Here is a 25838-nt window from a genome sequence, read left to right on the forward strand (position 1 = left end):
GCGGGTCATGCGCGTTCTGATTATCGAAGACGAAGAGAAAACCGCGGACTACCTGCACCGCGGCCTGACGGAACAGGGTTACACCGTGGATCTGGCCCGCGACGGCGTCGAGGGCCTGCACCTGGCGCTGGAAAGCGACTACGCGGTGATCGTCCTCGACGTGATGCTGCCGGGCCTCGACGGCTTCGGCGTACTACGCGCATTGCGTGCGCGCAAGCAGACGCCGGTGATCATGCTCACCGCCCGTGAACGGGTCGAAGACCGGATCCGAGGCCTGCGCGACGGCGCCGACGATTACCTCGGCAAACCGTTCTCCTTCCTCGAACTGGTGGCGCGCCTGCAAGCGCTGACCCGGCGCAGTGGCGGCCATGAACCGGTACAAGTGAGCATCGCCGACCTGTGGATTGATCTGATCAGCCGCAAAGCCACCCGCGCCGGCACCCGGCTGGATCTGACCGCGAAGGAGTTTTCGCTGCTCAGCGTGCTTGCCCGGCGTCAGGGCGAAATCCTCTCGAAAACCGCGATTGCCGAGATGGTCTGGGACATCAATTTCGACAGCGACGCCAACGTGGTCGAAGTCGCGATCAAACGCCTGCGAGCCAAGCTCGACGGGCCGTTCGACGAGAAACTGCTGCACACGATCCGGGGCATGGGTTATGTGCTGGAGAGCCGTGGTGTCCAGTAATTCGATTGCGCTACGTCTGAGCGGGATGTTCACGCTGGTGGCGCTGCTGGTGTTCCTGTTGATCGGCGGCGCGCTGTATCAACAAGTGGACAAAGGCCTGGGCCTGCTGCCGGAAGCGGAGCTCGATGCGCGTTACAGCGTGCTCGAATCCGCGCTCAATCGGTATGGCACCCCCGAGCATTGGGTGAAGATCAACGCCAAGCTCAAGCTGCTCGGCGAAGAAGACAAGCGCATCCGTTTCTGGGTGGTCAGCGGCAATCCGGGCTACGAGTTCGGCGAGCCGGATGCCTTGATCCGCGCGTTCGCCCAAGGCCCGTTGGGCATGCGCGACCTGCAACTGCCCGACCATCCCTATCCGCTCAAAGTGCTGCTCACCGAGCTGCCGGCCAAGGATCAACGCCCGCCCCTGCGCTTCATGATCGGCATCGACACCGAGACCTTTCACCAGACCCAGCATCAGTTGCTGATCGCACTGGTGAGTCTGGCGGTGATCGGCGTGCTGCTGGCCTCGGCATTGGGTTACTGGGTGGCGCGGATCGGCCTCAAGCCGTTGATCAAGCTGTCCCACGAAGCCCAGCGCCTGGCGCCACCGTTGCGGGCCGGACGCCTGCGTCTGTCGCCGTTGCCGCCGGAACTGGAGCAGTTCGTCGACTCGTTCAACTCGACACTGGAGAGGGTCGAACAAGCCTATTCACGGCTGGAATCCTTCAACGCCGACGTCGCCCATGAGCTGCGGTCGCCGCTGACCAACCTGATCGGCCAGACCCAGGTCGCCCTGACTCGCGGGCGCTCCGCCGAACATTATTTCGAAGTGCTGCAATCCAACCTCGAAGAACTGGAGCGCCTGCGCTCGATCATCAACGACATGCTGTTCCTGGCCAGCGCCGATCAGGGCAGCAAGGCCACCAAACTGACCTCGACCTCGCTGGCCGATGAAGTGGCGACTACCCTCGAATACCTCGATTTCATCCTCGAAGACGCGCAGGTCCAGGTTCGGGTAAGCGGCGATGCGCAGGTGCAGATCGAGATCGCTCATCTGCGCCGGGCACTGATCAATCTGCTGAGCAACGCGGTGCAACACACCGCGCCCGGTCAGGTGATCGAAGTGCAGATCGCGGTCGAGGAACATCAGGTCAGCATCGGCGTGGCCAACCCCGGTTCGCCGATTGCCAGCGAGCATTTGCCGCGGTTGTTCGAGCGTTTCTACCGGGTCGATGCGTCGCGCAGCAACAGCGGTAACAACCATGGTCTCGGGCTGGCTATCGTCAAGGCGATTGCGCTGATGCATGGCGGCGATGTGTTTGTGCGCAGTGATCGCGGGATGAATACCTTCGGGATTCACTTGCCGGTCTGATACCGCTGACCCACCTTGACCACCGGTCAGATAAACGCCCGAAAATGGCCCTACCTGTAATTTCTGACAGTAGACGTTCCTTCGCTCAGCTCATCAAATGAGCAGACAAATTCCGGCCCGGTATTTGCCGTGCTTCATTGAATGACCAGGAGGTCAGTATGAGCAGCGACACGCACAACACATCCCCCAACAGTTCAGGAGGTTCTCTCAAAGCTGAAGAGGCTTTTGGCGGGCCGATTGACGCCACCGAAGTCAATTACCGCCAGTCCCCTGTAGGTACTCGAAGTATTACCGTCGACGGAAAAGTACAGGCACCCAATCCTGATCCGGGCGACGGTCGTCCATACTACCGTGGCATTCAGATAGACCTGCCCTACAATTCAGAGCTGGGTGAATTTCCGGTTCAACCATGGCCGGTGGACCGTAACGTCAAATATTTCACTCAAATAGGTGACCATAGAACATCCACCCTCGCCGATGAAGGGACGATCACACTCACGTTGTTCGATGTCGACAAGGCGCATGTTCAAGGTTCCTTTGTCGTAAAGATTCCCATCCAAGGAAAACATCACGCTTTCAAGGGGACGTTTGACATTTGGGCTACGGCTTAACCGTAATCCGCTGAAGGCCATGAGTATCTTCTACCTCATGGCCTTTCCCCTTTTATTCTTCTGGCTTGCGTTTACTGTTACCAATCAAACAAAAGTCCTTTCATGAATTGGCTCTGTTTACACATGGCCGGCAACCTTATCTTTGCCCGCACCAAACAGCACTTGCCAAGCAAGAAGGTTTTCAAGATGTCCAACAGTATGGGTATTGCCAGCGCTTTCGTTTTGTCCTCATTGATCCTGTCGCCGATGGCGATGGCTGAAGAATCGCAGTCGTTCGTAGCGCAAAACGCCGCTCGCGCTCACGCATTCGAACAGCATCAGGCAGAAGTGATGGCCAAGGCTCAAGACGCCACGCAAGCCCCTCAGGCCGCAACTTCCCAGACTCAGGCTTCAGAGAAAGACAGCTGAGTCGCGCACCGCGCAATGTTTCCCTCGACGCGGTTGTTTGGCTCTTCCCGTTCAACCGTCGTCCTTGCAGGCCGCTGATTTTCAGCGGCCTTTTTTCGTTGTGGTCTGTAAGCTGTCCGGTTCGTCTTTAACAATTAGAAACATCCCGCACCTCAAGACATTGAAGTGTCAGTTGACCCCAAGGAGCTTTACCGCACGTGCGTTACCCAGTTCGCTTCACCCCGCTGTTCATTGCAGTTGCCGCAACGATTGCCCCCGCCGCCCACGCTGCCGAAACCGAGCAACAAGGTTTCGTCGAAGGCGCGAGCCTCAACCTCAACGCCCGCAACTACTACATGAACCGCAACCGTCTGCAGCAGACGGATGACAACATCGAGTGGGGCCAGGGTTTCCTCGGCAAATTCGAGTCGGGCTACACCGAAGGCACGGTTGGTTTCGGCATCGATGCCCACGCCATGCTCGGTCTGAAACTCGACGGCGGTGGCGGCACCGATAACTCCAGCATCCTGCCGGTCAGCGACGGTAGCGGCAAAGCGCCGGGCTCGTTCTCCACGGCGGGCGGCACCCTGAAAATGCGCGCGTTCGATACCGAGCTGAAGGCCGGCGATCTGTTCCTCGCCAACCCGGTGATCGCCGGTGGCGAGACGCGCATGCTGCCGCAGACCTTTCGCGGCCTCAGCCTGACCAACCACAGCTTCGATGGCTGGATGATCGAAGGCGGTCAGGCCAGTTTCACCAAGCCCTACAACCAGAGCGGTCACAAACGCATCGGCACCTCTTACGGCACCCTCGCCGACGGCGACAAGAGCCAGCACCTGAACTGGGCCGGCGTGGCCTGGAGCGGTGTCGAAGGCCTGACCAGCAGCCTGTATGCCTCCGAACTGAAGGACATCTGGAACCAGTACTACTACGACCTCGACTACACCTGGGCGCTGAACGATCTGGTGACCCTCAACCCGGGCCTGCACTTCTATCACACGCAGGACACCGGCGACGCGCTGCTGGGCAACATCGACAACAACACCTACAGCCTGCATTTCACCGTCGGCATCGGCAGCCACAGCGTCACCGCCGCGTATCAGCGGGTCAACGGCAACACGCCGTTCGATTACATCAGCCAGGGTGACAGCGTTTACCTCGACAACTCGCAGCAGTACTCGGACTTCAACGGCCCGAACGAGCGCTCGTGGAAACTCAAGTACGCCTACGACTTCGCCGGCGTCGGCCTGCCGGGCCTGACTTCGTCGCTGTCCTACTCGCGCGGCACACTGGACCTGACCAAGACCGATCCGGACAGCAAAGGCTACGCCTCTTGGTACAGCGCCGAAGGCCGCAACGCCAAGCACTGGGAGCGCGACATCGACCTCAAGTACGTGGTGCAGAGCGGCCAGGCCAAAGATCTGGCGGTGCGTCTGCAATGGGCGACCAACCGGGGCGGCAACGGTTACGGCGCGCTGGATACGGACACAGATGAATACCGTGTGATCATCGACTACCCGATCAACGTCTTCTAAGATCGGCGCTACAGTAAAAGGCCAGCCTGATGCGCTGGCCTTTTTCTTGCCTGTGGCAGCGAAGCGGGTACAACTACGCTTACAAGAATCCCTTACCGAAACCGAACCATGATCGCGAGCCGCACCCCTACCGTTCCCGGCACGACCGGACGCTCCGAGCTGCTGCTGATCCTCGGCAGCCTGCTGAGCGTGATCGCGATTGTGTGCATCGTCACGTTCCTGCTGATTCGCGAACACGCCAACGCTCAGGAATCGGCCACCCGGGGCGCCACCACCATCGCCCAGCTGATCGACGCCGACGTGCTGCGTACCGTCGAGCTGTATGACCTGACGCTGCAAGGGCTGATCGCCGCCGCCCAGCGTGACGACCTGAAAGACGTGTCACCGCAGATCCGCCATCTGGCGCTGTTCGATCGGTCCACCACGGCGCGCTTCAAGGGCGACATCCTGTTGCTCGACAAGTATGGCGACGTGATTGCCGACTCCTCGCGGGTCGATCCGCTGCCGGGCAATTTCGCCGACCGCGACTACTTCCTCGCCCACGCCTTCAACCGCGACACCGGCATGTTCATCAGCCGTCCGTTCAAACCCCGCTGCGACTGCGATGACGCCAACCAGTGGCGAATCAGTTTCAGCCGGCGCATCTCTTCGGACACCGGCGAGTTTCTGGGCGTGGCCGTGGCGTCGATGAAACTGGATTACTTCGATCAGCTGTTCAACAGCCTCGACATCGGCATCGACAGCACCCTCAACATCATCAACAACGACGGCATCCTGCTGGCACAGAAGCCTTATCTGCAAAGCGATTCGATCGGCAAGAGCTTTGCCGCTCGGCCCAATGTGGTGCGGATCCTGCGCGACAGCAACGGCAATGGCAGTTTCAACAGCATTTCGAGCATGGATTATCAGCAACGGCTGTACACCTATTCGCGGGTCGGCAATCTGCCGCTGACGGTGATCGTTGCCCTGTCCAGCGAAGAAGTGTTCGGCGCGTGGCGACGCACGGCGATCCTGATCAGCGGCGCCACCGGCGTGCTGTGTGCCGGGCTGCTGTGGCTGACCTGGCTGCTGGCCCGGGAGCTGCGCCTGCGCCAGCGGGCCGAACGCGAACTGGCGCAACTGGCGGCGACCGATGCCCTGACCGGCGTCGCCAATCGGCGGATGCTCGATCAGTCGCTGCGTCACGAGTGGTTTCGCGCACAACGCTCGGGCAAGCCACTGTCATTGCTGATGATCGATGCCGACCATTTCAAGGCTTTCAACGACCGACACGGACACCAGGCCGGGGATCAGGCGTTGCGTGAACTCGCGAAGGTAATCACCTCCAATGTGCGGCGTCCGGCGGATCTGGTGGCCCGTTATGGCGGTGAGGAGTTTTCGGTGATCCTCGCGGAAACCGACAGCGTCGGGGCGCAACAGATCGCCGAGCACATTCGCGCAGCGGTGGAACAACTGCCAAGCGTGAATGAAGACCAGTCACCGATGACCGTGAGTATCGGCATCAGCACCTGGACGGCGACGAGCGAGATCAGCCTGGAACAGCTGTTGTTCGCGGCGGACAAGGCGTTGTATCAGGCCAAGGAAGGTGGGCGAAACCGGGTGGTGGTGGCCTGAGAACAGGCATAAAAAAAGGCCACCCAAAGGTGGCCTTCAAAAAACTAGAGAGGTTTTTTACTTACACCGCCGCAACCGGGCGCATGTAAGAGATTGGTGCAGTGCTGGCGTCTTCGAACGTCACGACTTCCCAGGCATCTTTCTGCTCAATCAACTTGCGCAGCAGCTGGTTGTTCAGTGCGTGGCCGGACTTGAAGCCCTTGAACTCACCAATCAGGCTGTTGCCCAGCAGGTACAGGTCGCCAATCGCATCGAGGATCTTGTGCTTCACGAATTCGTCTTCATAGCGAAGGCCGTCTTCGTTCAGTACGCCATCGGCATCGACCACGATCGCGTTTTCCACGCTGCCGCCGAGTGCGAGGTTGTGCTTGCGCAGGTACTCGATGTCACTCATGAAACCGAAAGTACGGGCGCGGCTGACTTCTTTTACGAACGAAGTGCTGGAAAAATCCACGCTTGCACTTTGGGTGCGGTCCCGGAAAACCGGGTGATCGAAATCGATCTCGAAGCTCACCTTGAACCCTTCGAAAGGGACGAAAGTGGCGCGCTTGTCGCCGTCTTCCACTGTCACTTCACGCAGGATGCGGATGAATTTCTTGGCGGCGTCCTGTTCTTCCAGGCCAGCCGATTGAATCAGGAATACGAAAGGTCCTGCGCTGCCATCCATGATCGGGACTTCAGACGCGGAGAGCTCGACGTAGGCGTTATCGATGCCCAGGCCAGCCATGGCCGAGAGCAAGTGCTCCACCGTGTCTACCTTCACGTCACCGTTGACCAGCGTCGTCGACATGGTTGTCTCGCCGACGTTGGCCGCACGAGCCGGTATCTCGACAACCGGATCGAGATCGGCACGACGAAAGACGATCCCGGTGTCGACAGGTGCAGGCTTGAGGGTCAGGTAAACCTTCTCCCCGGAGTGCAGACCTACACCGGTGGCACGGATAATATTTTTCAGTGTGCGTTGTTTAATCATGGCATGGGCCGCTTCAGCGCAAATTGCGAACTGGTATCAACAAAGGCTGGCGATGATAGCAGACCGAGCCTTTGCTGAACACCAATCACCTGAATACCCCTGATACATTTCATCAATCGGCCTGACGACGCAGGAAAGCCGGGATGTCCAGGTAGTCCAGGTCATCTTGCGGATTCATCTTCGCGGCAGTCGCAGCACCGGCCTGAGCCTGGTTGCGCATGACGGTCGGACGGTCCAGGTCACGGTAGTTCACCGCTGGCTGTTCCTGACGAGCGGGTGCCGGTTGCTGCACTTGAGCAGCCGCCATCGAGGTGTGAACGGTGTTGTCGATGACCTTCACAGGCTTCTCGATTTTCGCGCCCAGACCGGTGGCAACCACGGTCACGTGCAGTTCGTCGCGCATGTCCGGATCGATAACGGTACCGACCTTGACCATCGCGTGCTCGGAAGCGAAGGCTTCGATGATCGAACCCACGTCGGAGTACTCACCCAGGGACAGGTCAGGACCGGCAGTGATGTTCACCAGGATGCCGCGTGCGCCTTGCAGGTTCACGTCTTCCAGCAGCGGGTTGCGGATGGCCGCTTCGGTCGCTTCACGTGCACGGTTCGGACCGCTGGCGCAGCCAGTGCCCATCATCGCCATGCCCATTTCGCTCATCACGGTGCGTACGTCGGCGAAGTCGACGTTGATCATGCCCGGACGCTTGATGATGTCGGAGATACCGCGAACGGCACCGGCCAGTACATCGTCAGCCTTGGCGAAAGCCGACAGCAGGCTTGCGTCCTTGCCGAGGATGGTCAGCAGTTTTTCGTTCGGAATGGTGATCAGCGAGTCGACGCTTTCCGAGAGCATGCGGATGCCTTCATCGGCGATCTGCATACGCTTGCGGCCTTCGAACGGGAACGGACGGGTCACGACCGCAACGGTCAGGATGCCCATTTCCTTGGCCACTTCGGCGATGATCGGCGCAGCACCGGTACCGGTACCGCCGCCCATGCCAGTGGTGATGAACACCATGTTGGTGCCCTGCAGGACTTCGGCAATGCGCTCACGGTCTTCGAGAGCGGCCTGACGACCTACTTCAGGGTTGGCGCCGGCGCCAAGGCCTTTGGTCACGCCGGTGCCCAATTGCAGAATGGTGCGCGCGCCGATGTTTTTCAGCGCTTGAGCATCGGTGTTGGCGCAGATGAATTCCACGCCTTCGATGTTGCTCTTGACCATGTGGTTGACAGCGTTGCCGCCGCCACCGCCAACACCGATAACTTTGATTACCGGGCTTGCGGGGATGTTGTCTACGAGTTCGAACATTTTCCCTCTCCTTACATTCTCTAGTTTTTTCGCCTACTGCTGTTTGTTGCGGTGCTGCGGTAAAGCGTTAGAAGTTGCCTTGAACCCACTTCTTCAAACGGTCCAGCAACGGCGCCTGCGGCTCATCGTTGCTGTAGCTGTCGCGGCTGCCGATGCCCGAGAACGAGATCCCGTCGGACTGCTTCTGCAGGCCGTACATCAACAAGCCAACGCCAGTGGAATAAATCGGGTTGCGTACCACGTCATCCAGACCTTTCACGCCATGCGGCACGCCCAGGCGGACCGGCATATGGAAGATTTCTTCGGCAAGTTCCGTGGCGCCTTCCATCTTCGACGTACCACCGGTCAGCACGATGCCGGCCGGGATCAGGTCTTCGTAGCCGCTGCGACGCAGCTCGGCCTGGATCAGGGTGAACAGTTCGTCGTAACGCGGCTCGACCACTTCGGCCAGGGCCTGACGGGACAGTTCGCGCGGCGGACGGTCGCCAACGCTCGGCACCTTGATGGTCTCGCCGGCACCGGCCAGTTTGGCCAGGGCGCAGGCGTAGCGGATCTTGATCTCTTCGGCGTACTGGGTCGGGGTGCGCAACGCCATGGCGATGTCGTTGGTCACCTGATCGCCGGCAATCGGGATCACGGCCGTGTGGCGGATCGCGCCTTCGGTGAAGATCGCGATGTCGGTGGTGCCGCCGCCGATGTCGACCAGGCACACGCCCAGTTCTTTTTCGTCGTCGGTCAGGACCGAGTAGGCCGAAGCCAGTTGCTCGAGAATGATGTCGTCGATTTCCAGACCGCAGCGGCGCACGCATTTTTCAATGTTCTGTGCGGCGTTGACGGCGCAGGTGACCACGTGAACCTTGGCTTCCAGACGTACGCCGGACATGCCCAGCGGCTCGCGCACGCCTTCCTGGTTATCGATTACGTAATCCTGCGGCAAGGTGTGCAGCACACGCTGGTCGGCCGGGATCGCCACAGCCTGGGCGGCGTCGAGTACGCGCTCCAGGTCAGCCGAGCTGACTTCGCGATCACGAATCGCGACGATGCCGTGGGAGTTCAGGCTGCGGATGTGATTGCCCGCCACGCCGACGAACGCCGAGTGAATGCGGCAGCCCGCCATCAGTTGGGCTTCTTCGATCGCGCGCTGGATCGACTGCACGGTGGACTCGATGTTGACCACCACGCCTTTCTTCAGGCCGCGGGACGGATGAGTGCCGATCCCGACGATTTCCAGCGAGCCGTCGTCCGCAACCTCGCCGACCAGCGCCACCACCTTGGAGGTGCCGATATCGAGACCGACGATCATTTTGCCGCTTTGCACGTTTGCCATGGGTCCTGCCTCTTCTTAATTCTTTGCGACAGCGGGTTGGGCTGTCGTCGGCGCTACTGGTTCCCGCCAGCCAACAGCAAGGCCGTTGGCATAGCGCAGATCGATGCGCGCAATGTTCGTAATCTGTTCTTTGAGCGTCTTGTCATAGATGGCAATGAAGCGGCGCATCTTTTCCACCAGGTTGCCGCGTCCCAGCAGCAGCTCGATCCCGGGGCCGGAACTGCCGGCACCAGTGGTCAGGAACCAGCTGCCACGTTCACGCAGCTCGAGCCGCGCAATCGAGAAGCCCAATGGCCGGAGCATCTGGCTCAGCACCTGGTATTGCTGCATCACTTGCTGCTGGGCCCGCTGAGGACCGAAAAGCTGCGGCAGGTGTTCGTAGTTCGCCAGTTCCTTGGGCGTGAACGCCTGGCCCTGGTTGTTGAGCAACGACTCGTCGCCCCAACGGGCCACCGGCAGTTGCTCTTCGAGGCGGATCACCACCTGGTCCGGCCACACCCGGCGTACTTCGGCGTGGGCGATCCATGGCATCTGCTCAAGCTCGGTGCGCATGCTCGCCAGGTCGATGGTGAAGAAGCTCGACGCCACGTACGGGGCGATCCGCTGCTGCACCGCTTGCTGGCTGATGTAACTCAGGTCGCCCTGCACCGCGATCTTGGTGATCGGCCGGTCGGCATACGGCAGCAAACGCTGTGCGCCTTCGTAAGTGCCGAACCCCAGGGCCACCAGCAGCACCGGCCAGAACAGACCTTTCAAAAAGCCGAAGTTGGCTTTTGGCAGGCGCGCGGACATCGGCTCTTTGGCCACCATTCGGCTGGCACCCCGCGGCACCGGCTTGCGGCCGGGTGCGGGTGGCTGATGTCTGAGCTGTGCGCCTTGCATGGTCTTAACCTCGCGCCTCTTTCTTGCCATCGGCATCGACACTGGCGGCCAGAATGGCCAGGACCAGTTGCTGGAAATCCAGACCGGCCGCTTTCGCCGCCATCGGTACCAGGCTGTGATCGGTCATGCCGGGAGCGGTGTTGACTTCCAGGAACCAGAACTTGCCATCGGCGTCCTGCATCACGTCTGCCCTGCCCCAACCGGCGATACCCAGCGCCTCGCAGGCTTGCGCCGTGAGGTCCATGAGTTCTTTTTCCTTGGCGGCATCGAGCCCGCACGGAATCCGATACTGGGTATCGTTGGCGATGTACTTGGCGTCGTAGTCGTAGAACGTGTGTGGCGTGCCCAGGGCGATAGGAGGCAACACCTGGTCACGCAGGGTGGCGATGGTGAACTCCGGACCGTGGATCCATTGCTCGACCAACACTTGCGAATCGTAGGTACTGGCCGCTTTCCATGCGTCGATCAACTCGGACGCAGAACTCACTTTGGCCATCCCGATACTTGAACCTTCATGCGCCGGTTTGACGATCAAAGGGAAGCCCAGTTCCGTCGCTGCCGAAATACAATCGGCCTCGCTGCGCAGCACGGCGTGACGCGGCGTCGGAATCCCGAGCGTGTGCCAGACCTGCTTGGTGCGCAGTTTGTCCATCGCCAGTGCCGAAGCCAGGATGCCGCTGCCGGTGTACGGAATGCCGGCCACTTCGAGCAGGCCCTGCATGCTGCCGTCTTCACCGCCACGACCGTGGAGGATGATGAACGCGCGGTCGATCTTTTCACTCAGCAGGCGCTGCAGAATATCGGCGCCGACGTCGATGCCGAACGCGTCCACACCCGCGCTTTGCAGCGCAGTGAGCACGGCGTTGCCGGACTTCAGCGAGACTTCACGCTCGGCACTCAGGCCACCGAACAGCACGGCCACACGGCCGAAATCCTTCGGGGCGATGGTGGAAAACAGATTGGCGTAGGCAGCAGTCATTTCAACTTCCCCTCGACCGATGCCGCCACGGCACCGGCGAACAACTCGCTTTTCAACAGTTTCGGTGCGAGACCGCCGATATCACCGGCGCCCTGGCACAGCAGAATGTCGCCGGCACGCAGCAGCGGCTTGACCACCGGCGCCAGGTCGACGCCGCGCTCGATGTAGATCGGGTCGAGCTGACCGCGCTGGCGAATGCTGTTGCACAGCTTGCGGCTGTCGGCACCCGGGATCGGCTCTTCGCCGGCCGGATAGACTTCCATCAGCAACAGCACGTTGGCGTCGGCCAGCACATTGACGAAATCGTCGTACAGGTCGCGGGTGCGGCTGTAGCGGTGCGGCTGGTAGACCATCACCAGACGGCGCTCTGGCCAGCCACCGCGCACGGCCTTGATCACGGCTGCGACTTCGGTCGGGTGGTGACCGTAGTCGTCGACCAGCATCACGCTGCCACCGTCCACCGGCAGTTCGCCGTAGACCTGGAAGCGTCGGCCGACACCCTGGAACCCGGACAGGCCCTGGACGATGGCTTCATCGCTGACGCCTTCGTCGGTGGCGATGCAGATGGTGGCCAGCGCGTTAAGCACGTTGTGGTTGCCCGGCATGTTCACGGACACATCCAGCGGCTCACGCTCGGGGCGCAGCACGGTGAAGAAGGTCTGCATGCCCTGCTGGCGAACATTGATCGCACGCACGTCGGCTTCTTCGCTGAAGCCATAGGTGACGACCGGGCGTTTGACCTGCGGCAGGATTTCACGCACCACCGGGTCGTCCAGGCACACCACCGCCAGACCGTAGAACGGCAGGTTGTGCAGGAACTCGACGAAGGTTTTCTTCAGTTTGTTGAAGTCGCCGTCGTAGGTCGCCATGTGGTCGGCGTCGATGTTGGTGACCACGGCCACCAGCGGTTGCAGGTGCAGGAAGCTGGCGTCGCTTTCATCGGCTTCGGCGATCAGGTAGCGGCTGGTGCCGAGCTGGGCATTGGTGCCCGCGGCGTTCAGACGGCCACCGATGACGAAAGTCGGATCCAGGCCACCGGCCGCGAACACCGAAGCGATCAGGCTGGTAGTGGTGGTCTTGCCATGAGTACCGGCAACGGCGATGCCGTGGCGGTAGCGCATCAGTTCGGCGAGCATCTCGGCACGCGGCACCACCGGAATACGACGCTCAAGGGCAGTCGCCACTTCCGGGTTGGAGGTGTTGACGGCGCTCGACACCACCAGCACATCGGCGGCCGCGGCGTTCTCGGCACGGTGGCCGATGAAGATCTGTGCACCGAAGGATTCCAGGCGCTCGGTCACCGGCGAAGCTTTAAGGTCCGAACCGGACACTTCATAGCCCAGGTTCAGCAGCACTTCGGCAATACCGCACATGCCCACGCCGCCGATCCCGACGAAGTGGATGCGACGGATGCGGCGCATTTCCGGTTGCGGCATGGCTTTCTGATTCTCAACCATGGGCCACCTCCAGACAGGTATCGACCACGCTACGGGTGGCTTCGGGTTTCGCCAGACGGCGGGCCGCTTGGGCCATTTGTTCGAGTCGTTGCGGTTGCATCAAGACCTCTGTCAGGCGCGCGGCAAGGTCCGCGGCGCCAGTCGTTCTTTGCGGCATCAGGAAGGCAGCGCCTTCGCGGGCCAAATAATCGGCGTTGCGGGTCTGGTGATCGTCGATCGCGTGGGGCAAGGGCACCAGCATCGAGGGCAGACCGGCGGCGGCCAGTTCGCTGATGGTCAATGCGCCGGCGCGGCACACCACCAGGTCAGCCCAGCCATAGGCCTGGGCCATGTCTTTGATGAACGGCTGCACCTGCGCATCCACGCCGGCGGCGCGGTAGCGCTCTGCAGTCACTTCATCGTGGTTTCTGCCAGCCTGATGAAACACTTCCGGACGCAAGTCGGCAGCGACTTGTGCCAAGGCTTCAGGCAGCAACTTGTTCAACGGCTCTGCGCCCAGGCTTCCGCCCAGGATCAGCAAACGCGCCTTGCGTCCGGCCAGGGCCGGGCGCGGTGTTTCGAGGAACAGCTCGCTGCGCACCGGGTTACCGGTGGTACGGCGGCTGTCCGACAGGGTAAAGGTGTCGGGGAAGGCTTCACACACCCGGGCGGCGAACGGCACCAGCAACCGATTGGCGGTGCCGGCCACGGCATTCTGTTCATGAACGATCACCGGCACGCCGGCCAGTTTGGCGGCAAGACCACCGGGGCCGGTCACATAACCGCCGAATCCGACCACGCACACCGGACGCAAGCGGCGAATGATCGCCCGCGCCTGCCAGACCGATTTCAGCAGCATGAACGGCGCCTTGAGCAACGACAGCTTGCCCTTGCCACGCAGGCCAGTAGCATTGATGCGGTGCAACTCAAGACCCGCCGCCGGCACCAGATCGTTTTCGATCCCGCGCGGTGTGCCGAGCCAGTGCACGGTGTAGCCGCGCGCCTGGAATTCGCGGGCACAGGCCAGCGCCGGGAACACGTGGCCACCGGTGCCGCCGGCCATGATCAATACGTTAGCGCCCATGGTTCGGCTCCTCGGCGAAGTCGCTCTCATGGAATTCCATCTCTTCACTGCCCAGGTGGGTCCGGCTCTCCCACTCGATCCTCAGCAACAGGCCAAGGCAGGCGCAGCAGATCACCAGGGAACTGCCGCCATAACTGAGGAACGGCAAGGTCAGGCCCTTGGTCGGCAACAGGCCGACGTTCACGCCGATGTTGATCAGGAACTGGCCGATCCACAGAAACGACAGACCGTAGGCAACATAAGCGGCAAAAAACTGTTTGGCTTTCTCGGCCCACAGACCGATGTACATGCCGCGAATACACACGAACACGAACAGCGCCACGGTGCACAGCGAGCCTACGGCGCCGAGCTCTTCGGCCAGGACCGAGAACACGAAGTCGGTGTGCGCTTCCGGCAGGTAGAACTGCTTCTGCACGCTGTTGCCCAGGCCAACGCCCAGCCATTCGCCGCGACCGAACGCGATCAAGGCTTGCGACAACTGATAACCGGCGCCGAACTGGTCGGCCCACGGGTCGGCGAAGTTGGTCAGACGCGCCATCCGGTAGGGCTGCATCTGAATCAGCAACACCACCGCACCGACGGCCAGCACCACCATCAGCGAGAACCGGAACAGCCCGACCCCGCCGAGGAACAGCATCGCCGCCGCAGCGCCCATCATCACGACGGTGGCACCGAAGTCCGGCTCCATCAGCAACAGGCCCGCCATCGGCAGCAGAACGATGAACGGCTTGAAGAAGCCCATCCAGCTCTCGCGCACTTCTTTCTGGCGACGCACCAGATAACCGGCGAGGTAGATCACCACGAACACCTTGGCGATCTCGGACGGCTGAACGTTGAAGAAGCTGAAACCGATCCAGCGCATCGAGCCGTTCACCTCACGGCCGATCCCCGGGATGATCACCATCACCAGCAGACCGAACGCACCGATCAGCATCAGCCAGCCCAGTCGCTGCCAGGTGGCGATCGGGATCATCATGGTGACGACGCACGCGCCCAGGCCCAGCACCACGTAGATCAGGTGACGGGTCATGTAATAAAGAGCACTGCCCGACTGCGCCGCGCCGACTTCTGTCGAGGCCGAAGCAATCATGATCAGGCCCAGGCCGAGCAACGCAAGGCAACCGGCGAGCATCGGGAAGTCGAGGTCGATCCCGCGTCCGGTGATCAGCGGCGACGGGTATGGCTTGATGATGTTTCTCAAGCTCATGCCAGATCCTCCACGGCGCGGACGAACTGGTGACCACGGTCTTCGTAGTTCTTGAACATATCGAAACTGGCGCAGGCCGGCGACAGCAGCACCACGTCACCCGGTTGGGCGGCGGCGCGGCACTGGGCGACCGCATCGACCAGCGTGGTCGCGCGAATCAGCGGAACGGCATCGCCGATCGCTTCGCCGATCTTGTCGGAGTCGCGGCCCATCAGGATCACGGCGCGGCAATGGGCCGCCACCGGATCGCGCAGGTCCTTGAATTCGGCACCCTTGCCGTCGCCACCGGCGATCAGCACGACCTTGCCGTCGATGTCCGCGCCCAGGCCTTCGATGGCCGCCAGTGCGGCGCCGACGTTGGTGGCTTTGGAATCGTTGTAGTAACCGACGCCGTCCAGATCACGCACCCACTGGCAACGGTGTTCAAGACCGGCGAAGGTGCGCAGCGCTGCCAGCATGGCGTCGAACGGCAGCCCGACCGCGTGGCCGAGCGCCAGCGCCGCCAGGGCGTTGGACTGGTTGTGGGCGCCACGAATCTTCAATTCGCGCACCGGCATCAGGTTCTGGAATTCGAAGGCCAGGTATTTCTCGCCATTCTCTTCGCGCAGGCCAAATGCCTTGAAATCGGGTTTGGTCAGGCCGAAGGTCCAGCACGGCTGGCCCTCGCCCATCAGTGGCCGGGTCAAGGCGTCCTGACGGTTGACCACGAACTGCTTCGCACCACGGAAGATCCGGTGCTTGGCCAGGTGATAGGCCGGCAGACCGCTGTAGCGGTCCATGTGGTCTTCGCTGATGTTGAGCACGGTCGCCACTTCGGCGTTGAGCTGGTCGGTGGTTTCCAGCTGGAAGCTCGACAGCTCCATCACGTACAGCTCGACGTCGTCGCTGAGCAGATCCAGCGCCGGCGTACCGAGGTTGCCGCCCACGGCGACGCGTTTGCCGGCCGCAGCCGCCATCTCGCCGACCAGGGTGGTGACGGTGCTTTTTGCGTTGGAACCGCTGATGGCCACGATCGGCGCCTTCGCGTTACGCGCGAACAGCTCGATGTCGCCGGACAGCTTCACGCCACGGGCCGCGGCGGCTTGCAGGGCCGGGGTCGCCAGCGCCAGGCCGGGGCTCACGTAGAGCTCGTCGGCACGGCACAGGAATTCGACGTCCAGCTCGCCACAACGCACTTCCACGTGCGGATAGTCACGCTGGAGCGTGGCCAGTTCCGGTGGATTTTCCCGCGTGTCGGCCACAGCAAACGCCACGCCCCGGTTCGCCAGGAAGCGAACCAGGGACATGCCGCTCTTGCCGAGGCCGACAACGATGCGGAAGTGGTCAGAAGCGATCAGAGACACTCGTTCTACCTCAGCTTCAGGGTGGCAAGGCCGATCAGCACGAGAATCACGGTGATGATCCAGAAACGGACGATCACGCGCGGCTCGGGCCAGCCCTTGAGTTCAAAGTGGTGGTGAATCGGCGCCATGCGGAACACACGGCGACCGGTCAGCTTAAAGGAGGCAACCTGAATGACGACTGACAGGGTTTCCATCACGAACACGCCGCCCATGATGAACAGGACGATTTCCTGACGGACGATCACCGCGATGGTGCCCAGGGCCGCGCCCAGCGCCAGTGCGCCGACGTCGCCCATGAAAACTTGCGCCGGGTAGGTGTTGAACCACAGGAAGCCCAGGCCGGCACCGATCAGCGCGCCGCAGAACACGATCAGCTCGCCTGCGCCCGGTACGTAAGGGATCAGCAGGTATTCGGCGAATTTCACGTTACCCGACAGGTAGCAGAAGATGCCCAGGCCACCGCCGACCATCACTGTCGGCATGATCGCCAGACCGTCGAGGCCGTCGGTGAGGTTGACCGCGTTGCTCGAGCCGACGATCACGAAGTAGGTCAGCACGATGAAGCCTGCGCCCAGCGGAATGCTGTAGTCCTTGAGCATCGGCAGGATCAGGGTGGTTTCCACCGGAGTGCTGGCAGTCATATAAAGGAAGATCGCCGCACCGAGGCCGAACACCGACTGCCAGAAATATTTCCAGCGGCTCGGCAGGCCACGGGAGTTCTTCTCGATCACCTTGCGGTAGTCGTCGACCCAGCCGATGGCGCCGAACAGCAGGGTCACCAGCAACACGACCCACACGTAGCGGTTGCTCAGGTCAGCCCACAGCAGGGTGCTGACGCCGATCGAAGACAGAATCAGCGCGCCGCCCATGGTCGGCGTACCGGATTTGGACAGGTGCGATTGCGGGCCGTCGTTACGAACGGACTGACCGATCTGACGGTTCTGCAGGGTGCGGATCATCCACGGGCCGTAGCACAGCGACAAGACCAGCGCGGTCAGCACACCGAGGATCCCGCGCAGGGTCAGGTACTGGAAGACCGCGAAGCCTTTGTAGAACTGTTGCAGATACTCCGCTAGCAGCAGCAGCATTAATGTTTCTCCAGACTGGACCCGCACAGGGCCGCAACGATGTTTTCCATCGCTGCGCTGCGCGAACCCTTGATCAAAATGGTGGTGTTTGTGTCCTGCTCGGCGTCGAGGGCCTGGATCAGTTCGGCCTGTGTGCCGAAGTGATGCGCCTCGTTACCGAATGCGTTCACGGCGTGGACCATGTTCGGCCCGACGGCGTAAAGCGCGGAAACCTTGCCCCGGGCGTATTCGCCCACGTCGCGGTGCCCCTGCTCCGCCCAGTCGCCCAACTCGCCGATATCCCCGAGCACCAGGACGGTGCGGCCGGAAAAGCCGGCGAGTATATCAACGGCCGCGCACATCGAGGTGGGGTTCGCGTTGTAAGTGTCATCGATCACGCGCATGCCGTTTTTCGCCAGTTGCGCGACGGTGCGACCCTTGACCGGTTGTACCGCGCCAAGCCCGGTGGCGATGCCGAACAGCGACACGCCCAAAGCGTGAGCGGCAGCGGCGGCAGCCATGGCGTTGGCGACGTTATGGGTGCCGAGCAGGTTCAGTTGAACCCGTTCCACACCTTCAGGACTGTGCAGATTGAACGCCGGGCAGCCACGGGCATCGGTGGCCAGGTCGCTGGCGTAAAAATCCGCCTGAGTGTTGCTCAGGGCAAACGTCAGCACCTTGCGCGCGCCTGCGCGGGTCTTCCAGATGCCAAACGCCTTGTCATCGAGGTTCAGCACGGCGACACCGTCGGCCGCCAGCCCTTCAATGATTTCGCCTTTGGCTTCGACGATTTTCTCCGGCCCGCCGAACTCACCGACGTGGGCGGTCCCGGCGTTGTTGAGGATCGCTACGTGCGGCTTGGTCAGCCCGACGGTGTAAGCGATTTCACCCAGACGCGAGGCGCCCAGCTCGATCACTGCCGCGCTGTGTTCCGGCGCAAGTTCGAGCAGGGTCAGCGGTACGCCGAGGTCGTTGTTCAGGTTGCCACGGGTCGCGTGCACCGATCCGCGAGTGCGCAGGATGCTCGCGAGCATTTCCTTGACCGTGGTCTTGCCGCTGGAACCGGTAACGGCCGCAACCGGTTTGGTGAACGCGGCACGGTTCAGCGCACCCAACTGGCCGAGGGCCTGGCGGGTGTCCTTGACCAGCAATTGCGGCAGCGTGTTGTCGGCGACTTCGCGCTCGACCAATGCCGCAACGGCGCCTTTGGCGGCGACTTCATTCAGATAGTCATGACCGTCGAAACGCGGGCCGGTCAGGGCAATAAACAGTTGGCCAGCCTTGATCGCGCGGCTGTCGATGCTCACGCCGTCAAAACTGGCGTCGGCGCTGATCAGACGGGCGTCGAGCGCGTTGGTCAGTTCGCTGAGTTTCAGGGCCTTAAGCATGGGCCACCTCCCACGCGGTCAGGGCGTGATCGGCCTCGACCAGATCGGAAAATGCATGGCGCTCGCCGTTGATTTCCTGATAGTCCTCGTGACCTTTGCCGGCCAGGACAATCACGTCTTCGGCCGAAGCGCCGGCAATCAGTTGCGCGATAGCCTGGCCACGGCCAGCCACGAACGTCACTTTATCCACAGCCGCGAAACCGGCGCGGATGTCATCGAAAATCACCGCCGGGTCTTCGGTGCGCGGATTGTCATCGGTCACCAGCACACGATCAGCCAGACGCTCGACCACTTCGGCCATCAGCGGCCGTTTGCCGCGATCGCGATCACCGCCGCAGCCGAACAGGCACAGCAACTGGCCTTTGACGTGCGGGCGCAACGCGGTAAGTACTTTTTCCAGCGCGTCCGGGGTGTGGGCGTAATCGACCACCACCAGCGGCTGGGTGCCACCGCCGAGACGCTGCATGCGTCCGGCCGGGCCTTCGAGTTTCGGCAACACCTTGAGAATTTCGTCAAGCGCGTAGTCGAGACCGAGCAAGGCGCCGACGGCGGCGAGTACGTTGCTCAGGTTGAAACGGCCCAGCAATGTGCTGCGCAGATGATGCTCGCCCTGCGGCGTGACCAGCGTGGCACGCACGCCATGGTCGTCGAACTGCGCTTCACGCACATAGAGATAGGCGCTGCTGTCGAGCAGGCTGTAAGTGATCAAACGCGACTCACGTTTTTCAGCGGCCAGTTGCCGGCCGAAATCGTCGTCGAGGTTGACCACGCGGCACTTCAGGTCATTCCAGGCGAACAGCCGGGCCTTGGCCTCGGCGTACGCTTCCATGGTGCCGTGGTAATCCAGGTGATCGCGGGACAGGTTGGTCATCACAGCAACGTCAAATGCCAGCGCGGTAACCCGGCCCTGATCCAGACCGTGGGACGAGACTTCCATGGCCACGGCTTTGGCGCCGGCCTTTTTCAGGTCGCCCAGGGTCGCTTGCATGGCGATCGGATTCGGTGTGGTGTGCAGGCCGCTTTGCAGCGCGCCATGGAAACCGGAGCCGAGAGTGCCGACGATGCCGCAATGCTGACCGAGCAGGTCCAGCGCCTGCGCCACCAGTTGGGTCACGCTGGTCTTGCCGTTGGTGCCGGTCACGCCGATCAGGTTCAGGTGATGACTCGGCTCACCGTAAAAACGCCCGGCGATGTCCGACAGCTGCGCTGCCAGGCCCTTGACCGGAATCAGCGGCACTTCGGTGATCGGCAGCACGGTGGCGCCTTCCACTTCATAAGCCACGGCAGCAGCACCGCGCTGCAAGGCGTCGGCGATGTGCGCACGCCCGTCGAACTTGCCGCCTGGCACCGCGAGGAACAGGTCACCCGCGCGTACGTTGCGACTGTCGAGCGCCAGTTCACGGATCAACAGATCGTGGCCGGCGTGGGGGAAAATCTTGTTCAGACTCAGAGACATCAGCCGCGCCCTCCATTGGCTTTCAGCGGAACGGCCGGGGTGGCGTTGGCCTGTTGTGTGGTCGGCAGGTTGTCCGGGGTGACGTTCATCAGGCGCAGGGTGCCCGACATCACGCGACTGAACACCGGCGCCGAGACCAGACCACCGAAGTAACCGGCCTTGGTCGGTTCATCGATCACCACGACGATTGCATAACGTGGATCGCTCATCGGGCCGAAGCCGGCGAACAGCGAGCGGTAAGAGTTTTCGGCGTAGCCCTTGGTGCCGACCGATGTTTTACGCGCGGTACCGGACTTGCCGCCCACGTGATACGCCGGCACCTGCGCACGGAACACGCCGCGCGGGGCTTCGATCACTTGTTGCAGCATGCCTTGCATGGTTTTGGCGACGGCTTCCGGCAGCACCTGGGTGGTCTGCGGCGCCTTGTCGGTTTTGATCAGGGTCAGCGGTGCGAGGCGGCCGTTGTTGGCCAGCGCCGAGAACGCGTGCACCAGCTGGATCGCAGTCACCGAAATACCGTAGCCGTACGACAGCGTTGCGGTCTCGGCCTTGCGCCACTCGCGGTAGTTCGGCAGGTTGCCGACACGTTCGCCCGGGAAGCCGAGGCCGGTGTCCTGGCCGAGGCCGACTTTCTGCGCGAGGCGGAAAATGGTTTCGCCGCCGATATCGAACGCGACCTTACTCATGCCGACGTTACTGGAATTGATCAGAATGCCGGTCAGGTCGAGTACCGGACCTTCGGTCTTCGATACGTCCTTGATCGTGTATTTGCCGATCTGCAGGGAGCCCGGATACACCTCGACGGTGTCGCTCGGTTTCCAGCGGCCGGTTTCGATCGCGGCGCTCATCGAGATCGCTTTCATGGTCGAACCGGGTTCGAACACGTCGATCATCGCGCGGTTACGCATCATCGCTGGCTGCAGGTTGCGACGGTTGTTCGGGTTGTAGGTCGGCTGGTTGACCATGGCGAGGATCTCGCCGGTCTTCACGTCCATGATCACCAGACTGCCGGCCTTGGCGCCGTTCTCGATGATCGCGTTGCGCAGTTCACGGTTGGCCAGATATTGCAGGCGCAGGTCAATCGACAACGCCAAGGGCTTGCCGGCCTTGGCGTTTTTGGTGACCTGGACATCCTTGATCAGCCGTCCGCGCCGATCCTTGATGACTTGCCGCTTGCCGGGCACGCCGGCCAGCCATTCATCGTAGGCCAGTTCGACGCCTTCACGACCGTGGTCATCGATATCGGTGAACCCGACCATGTGCGCCGTCACTTCACCGGCCGGATAGAACCGGCGGAATTCTTCGATGCCGTAGACACCCGGCACTTTCAGGTCGAGCACGGCCTGGCCCTGCTCGGGGGTCAACCCGCGCACCAGATAAATGAATTCTTTATTGGCCTGGGCTTCGAGACGTTCGGCCAGGGCTTTCGGATCCTGCCCCAGCGCGGCGGCCAGTGCCGGCCACTTCTCTTTGGCGGTCTGCATTTCCTTGGCGTTCGCCCACAACGTGGTCACCGGGGTACTCACGGCCAAAGGCTCGCCGTTACGGTCGGTGATCAGACCACGGTGAGCCGGAATCGGAATGTGCCGAAGACTGCGCGCGTCGCCCTGGCCTTTGAGGAAGTCACGGTCAACCACTTGCAAGTCGATGATGCGCCAGCAGATCGCCGCGACCATCACGCCGAGCAGTGCCACCATCAGACGGAAACGCCACGGGAAGAGAGCCCCCTCGAGTTTCATCATGGCGCCACCATCTTCACGTCAGCCGCGCCAGGGATGTGCATCTTCAGTTGTTCGGTGGCCAGCACTTCGATCCGGCTGTGGGCGGTCCAGGTGCTTTGCTCCAGAATCAGGCGCCCCCACTCGGCCTGCGCCTTGTCGCGCACGCTCAATTCGTTGTACAGGGTGTTGAGCAACTGCCGGTTCCAGTGGGCGCTGTAAGACACGCCGATGGCCGACACGAGCACGCCGATGAACAGCAGCAGCATGAAAAAGCTGCCGCCGGGCAGTGGCTTGGCGAAAAGCTTGCTCACCGCAGCTTCTCCGCGACGCGCATGACGGCGCTACGGGAACGTGGGTTGGCTTTGAGTTCGGCGTCGGAGGCCGTCTGCGCTTTGCCATGGACTTTGATTTTCGGTTCGAACGCAACGTGGCGAACCGGCAGGTTGCGCGGCAGGTTGTCGGCTTCGCCTTTCACCAGCTTGCGCATGAACAGTTTGACGATACGGTCTTCCAGCGAGTGGAAGCTGATCACGACCAGACGACCGCCCACTTCCAGGCATTCGAGCGCGGCTTCAAGACCCGCTTCCAGATCGCCCAGTTCGTTGTTGACGTGAATGCGCAGGCCCTGGAAAGCGCGGGTCGCCGGGTTCTTGCCCTTTTCCCACGCCGGGTTGGCGACTTTCAGGACTTCGGCCAGATCGGCGGTGCGCTCGAACGGCGTGATGTCACGGCGTTCGGCCACGGCACGGGCCATGCGACCGGAGAAACGTTCTTCGCCGTATTCCTTGAAAACACGGGCGATTTCTTCCACCGGCGCGGTGTTGACGAACTCGGCGGCGCTGATGCCACGGGACGGATCCATGCGCATGTCCAGCGGGCCGTCGTTGAGGAAACTGAAGCCGCGCTCGGCATCATCGAGCTGCGGCGAAGACACGCCCAGATCCAGCAGAATGCCGCTGACTTTGCCGGCCAGACCCTGCTCCGCAACCACCGAGCCGAGCTCGGCAAAGCTGCGCTGCACAACGACAAAGCGGCCGTCTTCGGCCGCTAGCGTTTGCCCGGTGGCAATCGCTTGAGGATCCTTGTCGAATCCGATGAGCCGACCATCCGGCCCGAGCTTGCTCAGGATCAACCGGCTGTGCCCGCCGCGACCGAACGTGCCGTCCAGATAGCAGCCATCAGGACGTACGGCGAGAGCCTCGACGGCTTCGTCAAGCAGTACGGTGATGTGGTTAAAGCCGCTATCAATAGTCACAGGATCAGATCACGCAGTTCGTCAGGCATGGCGCCCGGTTGTTGTATGGCAGCCAGGTCAGCGGCAGAAACCGCATTCCAGGCATCTTCGTCCCACAGTTGGAACTTGTTCAGTTGGCCCACCAGCATCGCGCGCTTGTCGAGCTTCGCGTATTCGCGCAGGCGCGGCGGCACCAGGAAACGACCACTGCCGTCGAGCTCGAGGTCAACGGCATTACCAATCAATAAACGTTGCAGACGACGGTTCTCTTCGCGAAGCGAAGGAAGCGCGCGCAACTTGGTTTCAATAATTTCCCACTCATCGAGCGGGTAGACACACAAACATGGATCAACGGCATCAATGGTCACGATCAACTGGCCGGAACTGCGCGAATCGAGCTCGTCACGGTACCGGCTCGGCATGGCGAGACGGCCCTTTGCGTCGAGACTGATAGCGTTAGCTCCGCGAAACACGTCTGCGTTTCTCCAATTTTTATCGTTTTGAGCTCAAAAAACCCACTTCATGCCACTTTCCGCCACTTGCGCACACTATAGGAATGCGCCCACCACACCGTCAAGGCGCGGATTAAAGGAAAACCCTTACAGAACGGAGATTTAGGAGCATAAAAGGAGGAGCAACGAGAATCTGGCGGATGCTTTTATCCAATAACTTGAAGCAGCACTGAAAGCTGCGCTCGAAAGTTAAAGTAATTTGTTAAGAGTAAGATTTTTTCGGTATTACAAAAGCGCTTCTGCTGTTGATTGAAGCAAGGTGGGAAATGGCTATTACTGCGTCTGCCGCTACCGGATTTCCAGCGCAGGCCTGCTGATAATAAACAGCCCTGTCGCCTTTAATTCAAGCAGGGAAAAGAAAAAGGTGGAGAGTCGATCTGTAAGCCGGGTTCTGTCTTGAACAGTCATTCGTCTACGATGGCCATCACTGGACATCTTTAGCAACCTACCCGGTCCCAGCGCGGGCCACGCCTTGGGACCCTATTTGGTCTTGCTCCAAGTGGGGTTTACCTAGCCACGAACTGTTGCCAGACGTGCGGTGCGCTCTTACCGCACCTTTTCACCCTTACCGGCGCCGAAGCGCTTAGGCGGTTATTTTCTGTGGCACTTTCCGTAGGCTCACGCCTCCCAGGCATTACCTGGCACTTCGCCCTATGGAGCCCGGACTTTCCTCCCCCCCCTAATTTTCATAGAGGGCAGCGACTGTCCGATCGACTCTCCGCCGCGCAGGTTAACGGCAGAGCGGCCGAAGAACAAGCGCTAATAGCCCGCAAACCGGTCTGCGCGACGGGTTACGCGTCTTTTTGCTGATCCAGTGCTACCTGATACAGCACGTTTTTGCGCTCACCGGTGATTTGCGCTGCCAGAGCCGCCGCGCGCTTGAGCGGCATCTCTTCCAGCAACAGATTGAGGATGCGCATCGCCTCGCTGCTGACGGCGTCTTCGGATTCCGGCGCGGTCCAACCTGCCACCACCACGACGCATTCGCCGCGCTGCTGATTACTGTCCGCCTCGACGAATGCCCGCAACTCACTCAGCGGCAATCCCTTGAGCGTTTCAAAGGTCTTGGTGATTTCACGAGCGAGCAATGCAGGACGATCAGCGCCGAATACCACTTCCATATCCTGCAGGCATTCCAGAATACGGTGCGGCGCCTCGTAAAAAATCAGCGTGCGCGGTTCTTCCTTGATAGCTTCCAGACGCGCCTTGCGCCCCACGGCCTTGGCCGGCAAAAAGCCTTCGAAGACAAAGCGGTCGGACGGCAGACCGGCAGCCGATAACGCTGCGATCAATGCGCACGCACCCGGCACCGGCACCACATTGATCCCGGCGGCACGAGCCTGACGCACGAGGTGATAGCCCGGATCGGAAATCAGCGGCGTACCGGCATCGGAAATCAGTGCGACGTTGTCGCCCGCCAGCAGACGGGTAATGAAGCGACTGCCTTCATCGCGCTCGTTGTGTTCATGACAGGCTGCCAGCGGCGTGGAGATGCCGAAGTGCTGCATCAGGCGCTGGGAATGGCGTGTGTCTTCGGCGGCGATCAGCGCCACCTCGCGCAGGATCTTCAACGCCCGGGCGCTGATGTCATCCAGGTTGCCGATGGGCGTCGCCACCACATAAAGCGAGCCCGCAGCGGAATTCAAAGGACCTGGAGCAGTCAAAGCGCACACCTCATGATCGGTAAAAGCCGCCATTGTAGCGCGTCGTGCGCCGGTCGATGCGTCCGAGTCG

Annotated in this window: 23 protein-coding genes and 1 other RNA gene; 6 read left to right on the forward strand and 18 right to left on the reverse strand. The window is 61.5% G+C overall.

The window, feature by feature from the left end:
• Positions 1-7: 7 nt before the first annotated feature.
• From AC0R79_RS25210 to AC0R79_RS25235, 6 genes are all read left to right on the forward strand, one after another.
• On the forward strand, positions 8-685 hold the full coding sequence (locus AC0R79_RS25210; RefSeq protein ID WP_003228008.1) for a heavy metal response regulator transcription factor: 678 nt from the start codon (positions 8-10) through the stop codon (positions 683-685).
• Positions 675-2039 (forward strand): heavy metal sensor histidine kinase, encoded by a 1365-nt coding sequence (locus tag AC0R79_RS25215; RefSeq protein WP_102687556.1) that lies wholly within the window; start codon positions 675-677, stop codon positions 2037-2039. Before AC0R79_RS25210 ends, AC0R79_RS25215 begins: the two co-directional genes overlap by 11 nt.
• Positions 2040-2197: 158 nt before the next feature.
• The gene (locus tag AC0R79_RS25220; protein ID WP_127799822.1) at positions 2198-2650 is read left to right on the forward strand and encodes a hypothetical protein; all 453 of its coding nucleotides are present in this window, start codon (positions 2198-2200) and stop codon (positions 2648-2650) included.
• A gap of 186 nt (positions 2651-2836) precedes the next feature.
• Positions 2837-3058 carry a hypothetical protein gene (locus tag AC0R79_RS25225; RefSeq protein WP_127799824.1) on the forward strand — a complete coding sequence of 74 codons (222 nt, stop codon included), beginning with the start codon at positions 2837-2839 and terminating at the stop codon, positions 3056-3058.
• Between the two features lie 197 nt (positions 3059-3255).
• Positions 3256-4572, forward strand: a complete 1317-nt coding sequence (locus tag AC0R79_RS25230) for an OprD family porin (RefSeq protein WP_474732079.1) — start codon at positions 3256-3258, stop codon at positions 4570-4572.
• Positions 4573-4680: 108 nt separating this feature from the next.
• Positions 4681-6186, forward strand: a complete 1506-nt coding sequence (locus AC0R79_RS25235; RefSeq protein WP_474732082.1) for a sensor domain-containing diguanylate cyclase — start codon at positions 4681-4683, stop codon at positions 6184-6186.
• A 61-nt stretch (positions 6187-6247) separates the two neighbouring features.
• Here AC0R79_RS25235 and lpxC read toward each other — a convergent pair whose 3' ends face one another.
• The 18 genes from lpxC to rsmI form a co-directional block, all read right to left on the reverse strand.
• Positions 6248-7159 (reverse strand): UDP-3-O-acyl-N-acetylglucosamine deacetylase, encoded by a 912-nt coding sequence (lpxC, locus tag AC0R79_RS25240; RefSeq protein ID WP_007956752.1) that lies wholly within the window; start codon positions 7157-7159, stop codon positions 6248-6250.
• A gap of 112 nt (positions 7160-7271) precedes the next feature.
• Entirely contained in the window at positions 7272-8468 is a 1197-nt protein-coding gene (ftsZ, locus tag AC0R79_RS25245; RefSeq protein ID WP_085606919.1) for a cell division protein FtsZ, read from the reverse strand.
• Between the two features lie 67 nt (positions 8469-8535).
• Positions 8536-9795, reverse strand: a complete 1260-nt coding sequence (gene ftsA / locus AC0R79_RS25250; protein ID WP_007956755.1) for a cell division protein FtsA — start codon at positions 9793-9795, stop codon at positions 8536-8538.
• A 15-nt stretch (positions 9796-9810) separates the two neighbouring features.
• Positions 9811-10677 (reverse strand): cell division protein FtsQ/DivIB, encoded by an 867-nt coding sequence (locus tag AC0R79_RS25255; protein WP_007956757.1) that lies wholly within the window; start codon positions 10675-10677, stop codon positions 9811-9813.
• Positions 10678-10681: 4 nt separating this feature from the next.
• Positions 10682-11656, reverse strand: a complete 975-nt coding sequence (locus AC0R79_RS25260; protein WP_007956758.1) for a D-alanine--D-alanine ligase — start codon at positions 11654-11656, stop codon at positions 10682-10684.
• A complete protein-coding gene (gene murC / locus AC0R79_RS25265; protein WP_085606920.1) occupies positions 11653-13113 on the reverse strand; it encodes a UDP-N-acetylmuramate--L-alanine ligase in 1461 nt (486 codons plus the stop codon). Before murC ends, AC0R79_RS25260 begins: the two co-directional genes overlap by 4 nt.
• Positions 13106-14176, reverse strand: a complete 1071-nt coding sequence (murG, locus tag AC0R79_RS25270; RefSeq protein WP_011335863.1) for an undecaprenyldiphospho-muramoylpentapeptide beta-N-acetylglucosaminyltransferase — start codon at positions 14174-14176, stop codon at positions 13106-13108. The genes murC and murG overlap by 8 nt, the downstream gene beginning before the upstream one ends.
• The gene (gene ftsW, locus AC0R79_RS25275) at positions 14166-15383 is read right to left on the reverse strand and encodes a putative lipid II flippase FtsW (protein WP_007956765.1); all 1218 of its coding nucleotides are present in this window, start codon (positions 15381-15383) and stop codon (positions 14166-14168) included. The genes murG and ftsW overlap by 11 nt, the downstream gene beginning before the upstream one ends.
• The gene (murD, locus tag AC0R79_RS25280; protein ID WP_127799832.1) at positions 15380-16726 is read right to left on the reverse strand and encodes a UDP-N-acetylmuramoyl-L-alanine--D-glutamate ligase; all 1347 of its coding nucleotides are present in this window, start codon (positions 16724-16726) and stop codon (positions 15380-15382) included. Before murD ends, ftsW begins: the two co-directional genes overlap by 4 nt.
• A 5-nt stretch (positions 16727-16731) precedes the next feature.
• Positions 16732-17814, reverse strand: a complete 1083-nt coding sequence (gene mraY / locus AC0R79_RS25285) for a phospho-N-acetylmuramoyl-pentapeptide-transferase (RefSeq protein WP_007956769.1) — start codon at positions 17812-17814, stop codon at positions 16732-16734.
• On the reverse strand, positions 17814-19181 hold the full coding sequence (locus AC0R79_RS25290) for a UDP-N-acetylmuramoyl-tripeptide--D-alanyl-D-alanine ligase (RefSeq protein WP_474732088.1): 1368 nt from the start codon (positions 19179-19181) through the stop codon (positions 17814-17816). Before AC0R79_RS25290 ends, mraY begins: the two co-directional genes overlap by 1 nt.
• Positions 19174-20637, reverse strand: a complete 1464-nt coding sequence (locus AC0R79_RS25295; RefSeq protein WP_474732091.1) for a UDP-N-acetylmuramoyl-L-alanyl-D-glutamate--2,6-diaminopimelate ligase — start codon at positions 20635-20637, stop codon at positions 19174-19176. The genes AC0R79_RS25290 and AC0R79_RS25295 overlap by 8 nt, the downstream gene beginning before the upstream one ends.
• Complete coding sequence (locus AC0R79_RS25300) at positions 20637-22376, reverse strand: peptidoglycan D,D-transpeptidase FtsI family protein (RefSeq protein WP_170929382.1); 1740 nt, start codon at positions 22374-22376, stop codon at positions 20637-20639. The genes AC0R79_RS25295 and AC0R79_RS25300 overlap by 1 nt, the downstream gene beginning before the upstream one ends.
• A complete protein-coding gene (gene ftsL / locus AC0R79_RS25305; RefSeq protein WP_007956777.1) occupies positions 22376-22669 on the reverse strand; it encodes a cell division protein FtsL in 294 nt (97 codons plus the stop codon). Before ftsL ends, AC0R79_RS25300 begins: the two co-directional genes overlap by 1 nt.
• On the reverse strand, positions 22666-23613 hold the full coding sequence (gene rsmH, locus AC0R79_RS25310) for a 16S rRNA (cytosine(1402)-N(4))-methyltransferase RsmH (RefSeq protein WP_039766256.1): 948 nt from the start codon (positions 23611-23613) through the stop codon (positions 22666-22668). The genes ftsL and rsmH overlap by 4 nt, the downstream gene beginning before the upstream one ends.
• The gene (gene mraZ, locus AC0R79_RS25315; RefSeq protein ID WP_007917012.1) at positions 23610-24065 is read right to left on the reverse strand and encodes a division/cell wall cluster transcriptional repressor MraZ; all 456 of its coding nucleotides are present in this window, start codon (positions 24063-24065) and stop codon (positions 23610-23612) included. Before mraZ ends, rsmH begins: the two co-directional genes overlap by 4 nt.
• Positions 24066-24468: 403 nt before the next feature.
• Positions 24469-24822, reverse strand: an RNA gene (gene rnpB / locus AC0R79_RS25320) — RNase P RNA component class A.
• 73 nt (positions 24823-24895) lie between these two features.
• The gene (gene rsmI, locus AC0R79_RS25325; protein WP_474732095.1) at positions 24896-25801 is read right to left on the reverse strand and encodes a 16S rRNA (cytidine(1402)-2'-O)-methyltransferase; all 906 of its coding nucleotides are present in this window, start codon (positions 25799-25801) and stop codon (positions 24896-24898) included.
• Positions 25802-25838: the final 37 nt, after the last annotated feature.

The sequence above is a fragment of the Pseudomonas sp. HD57-3 genome, from assembly GCF_056113135.1.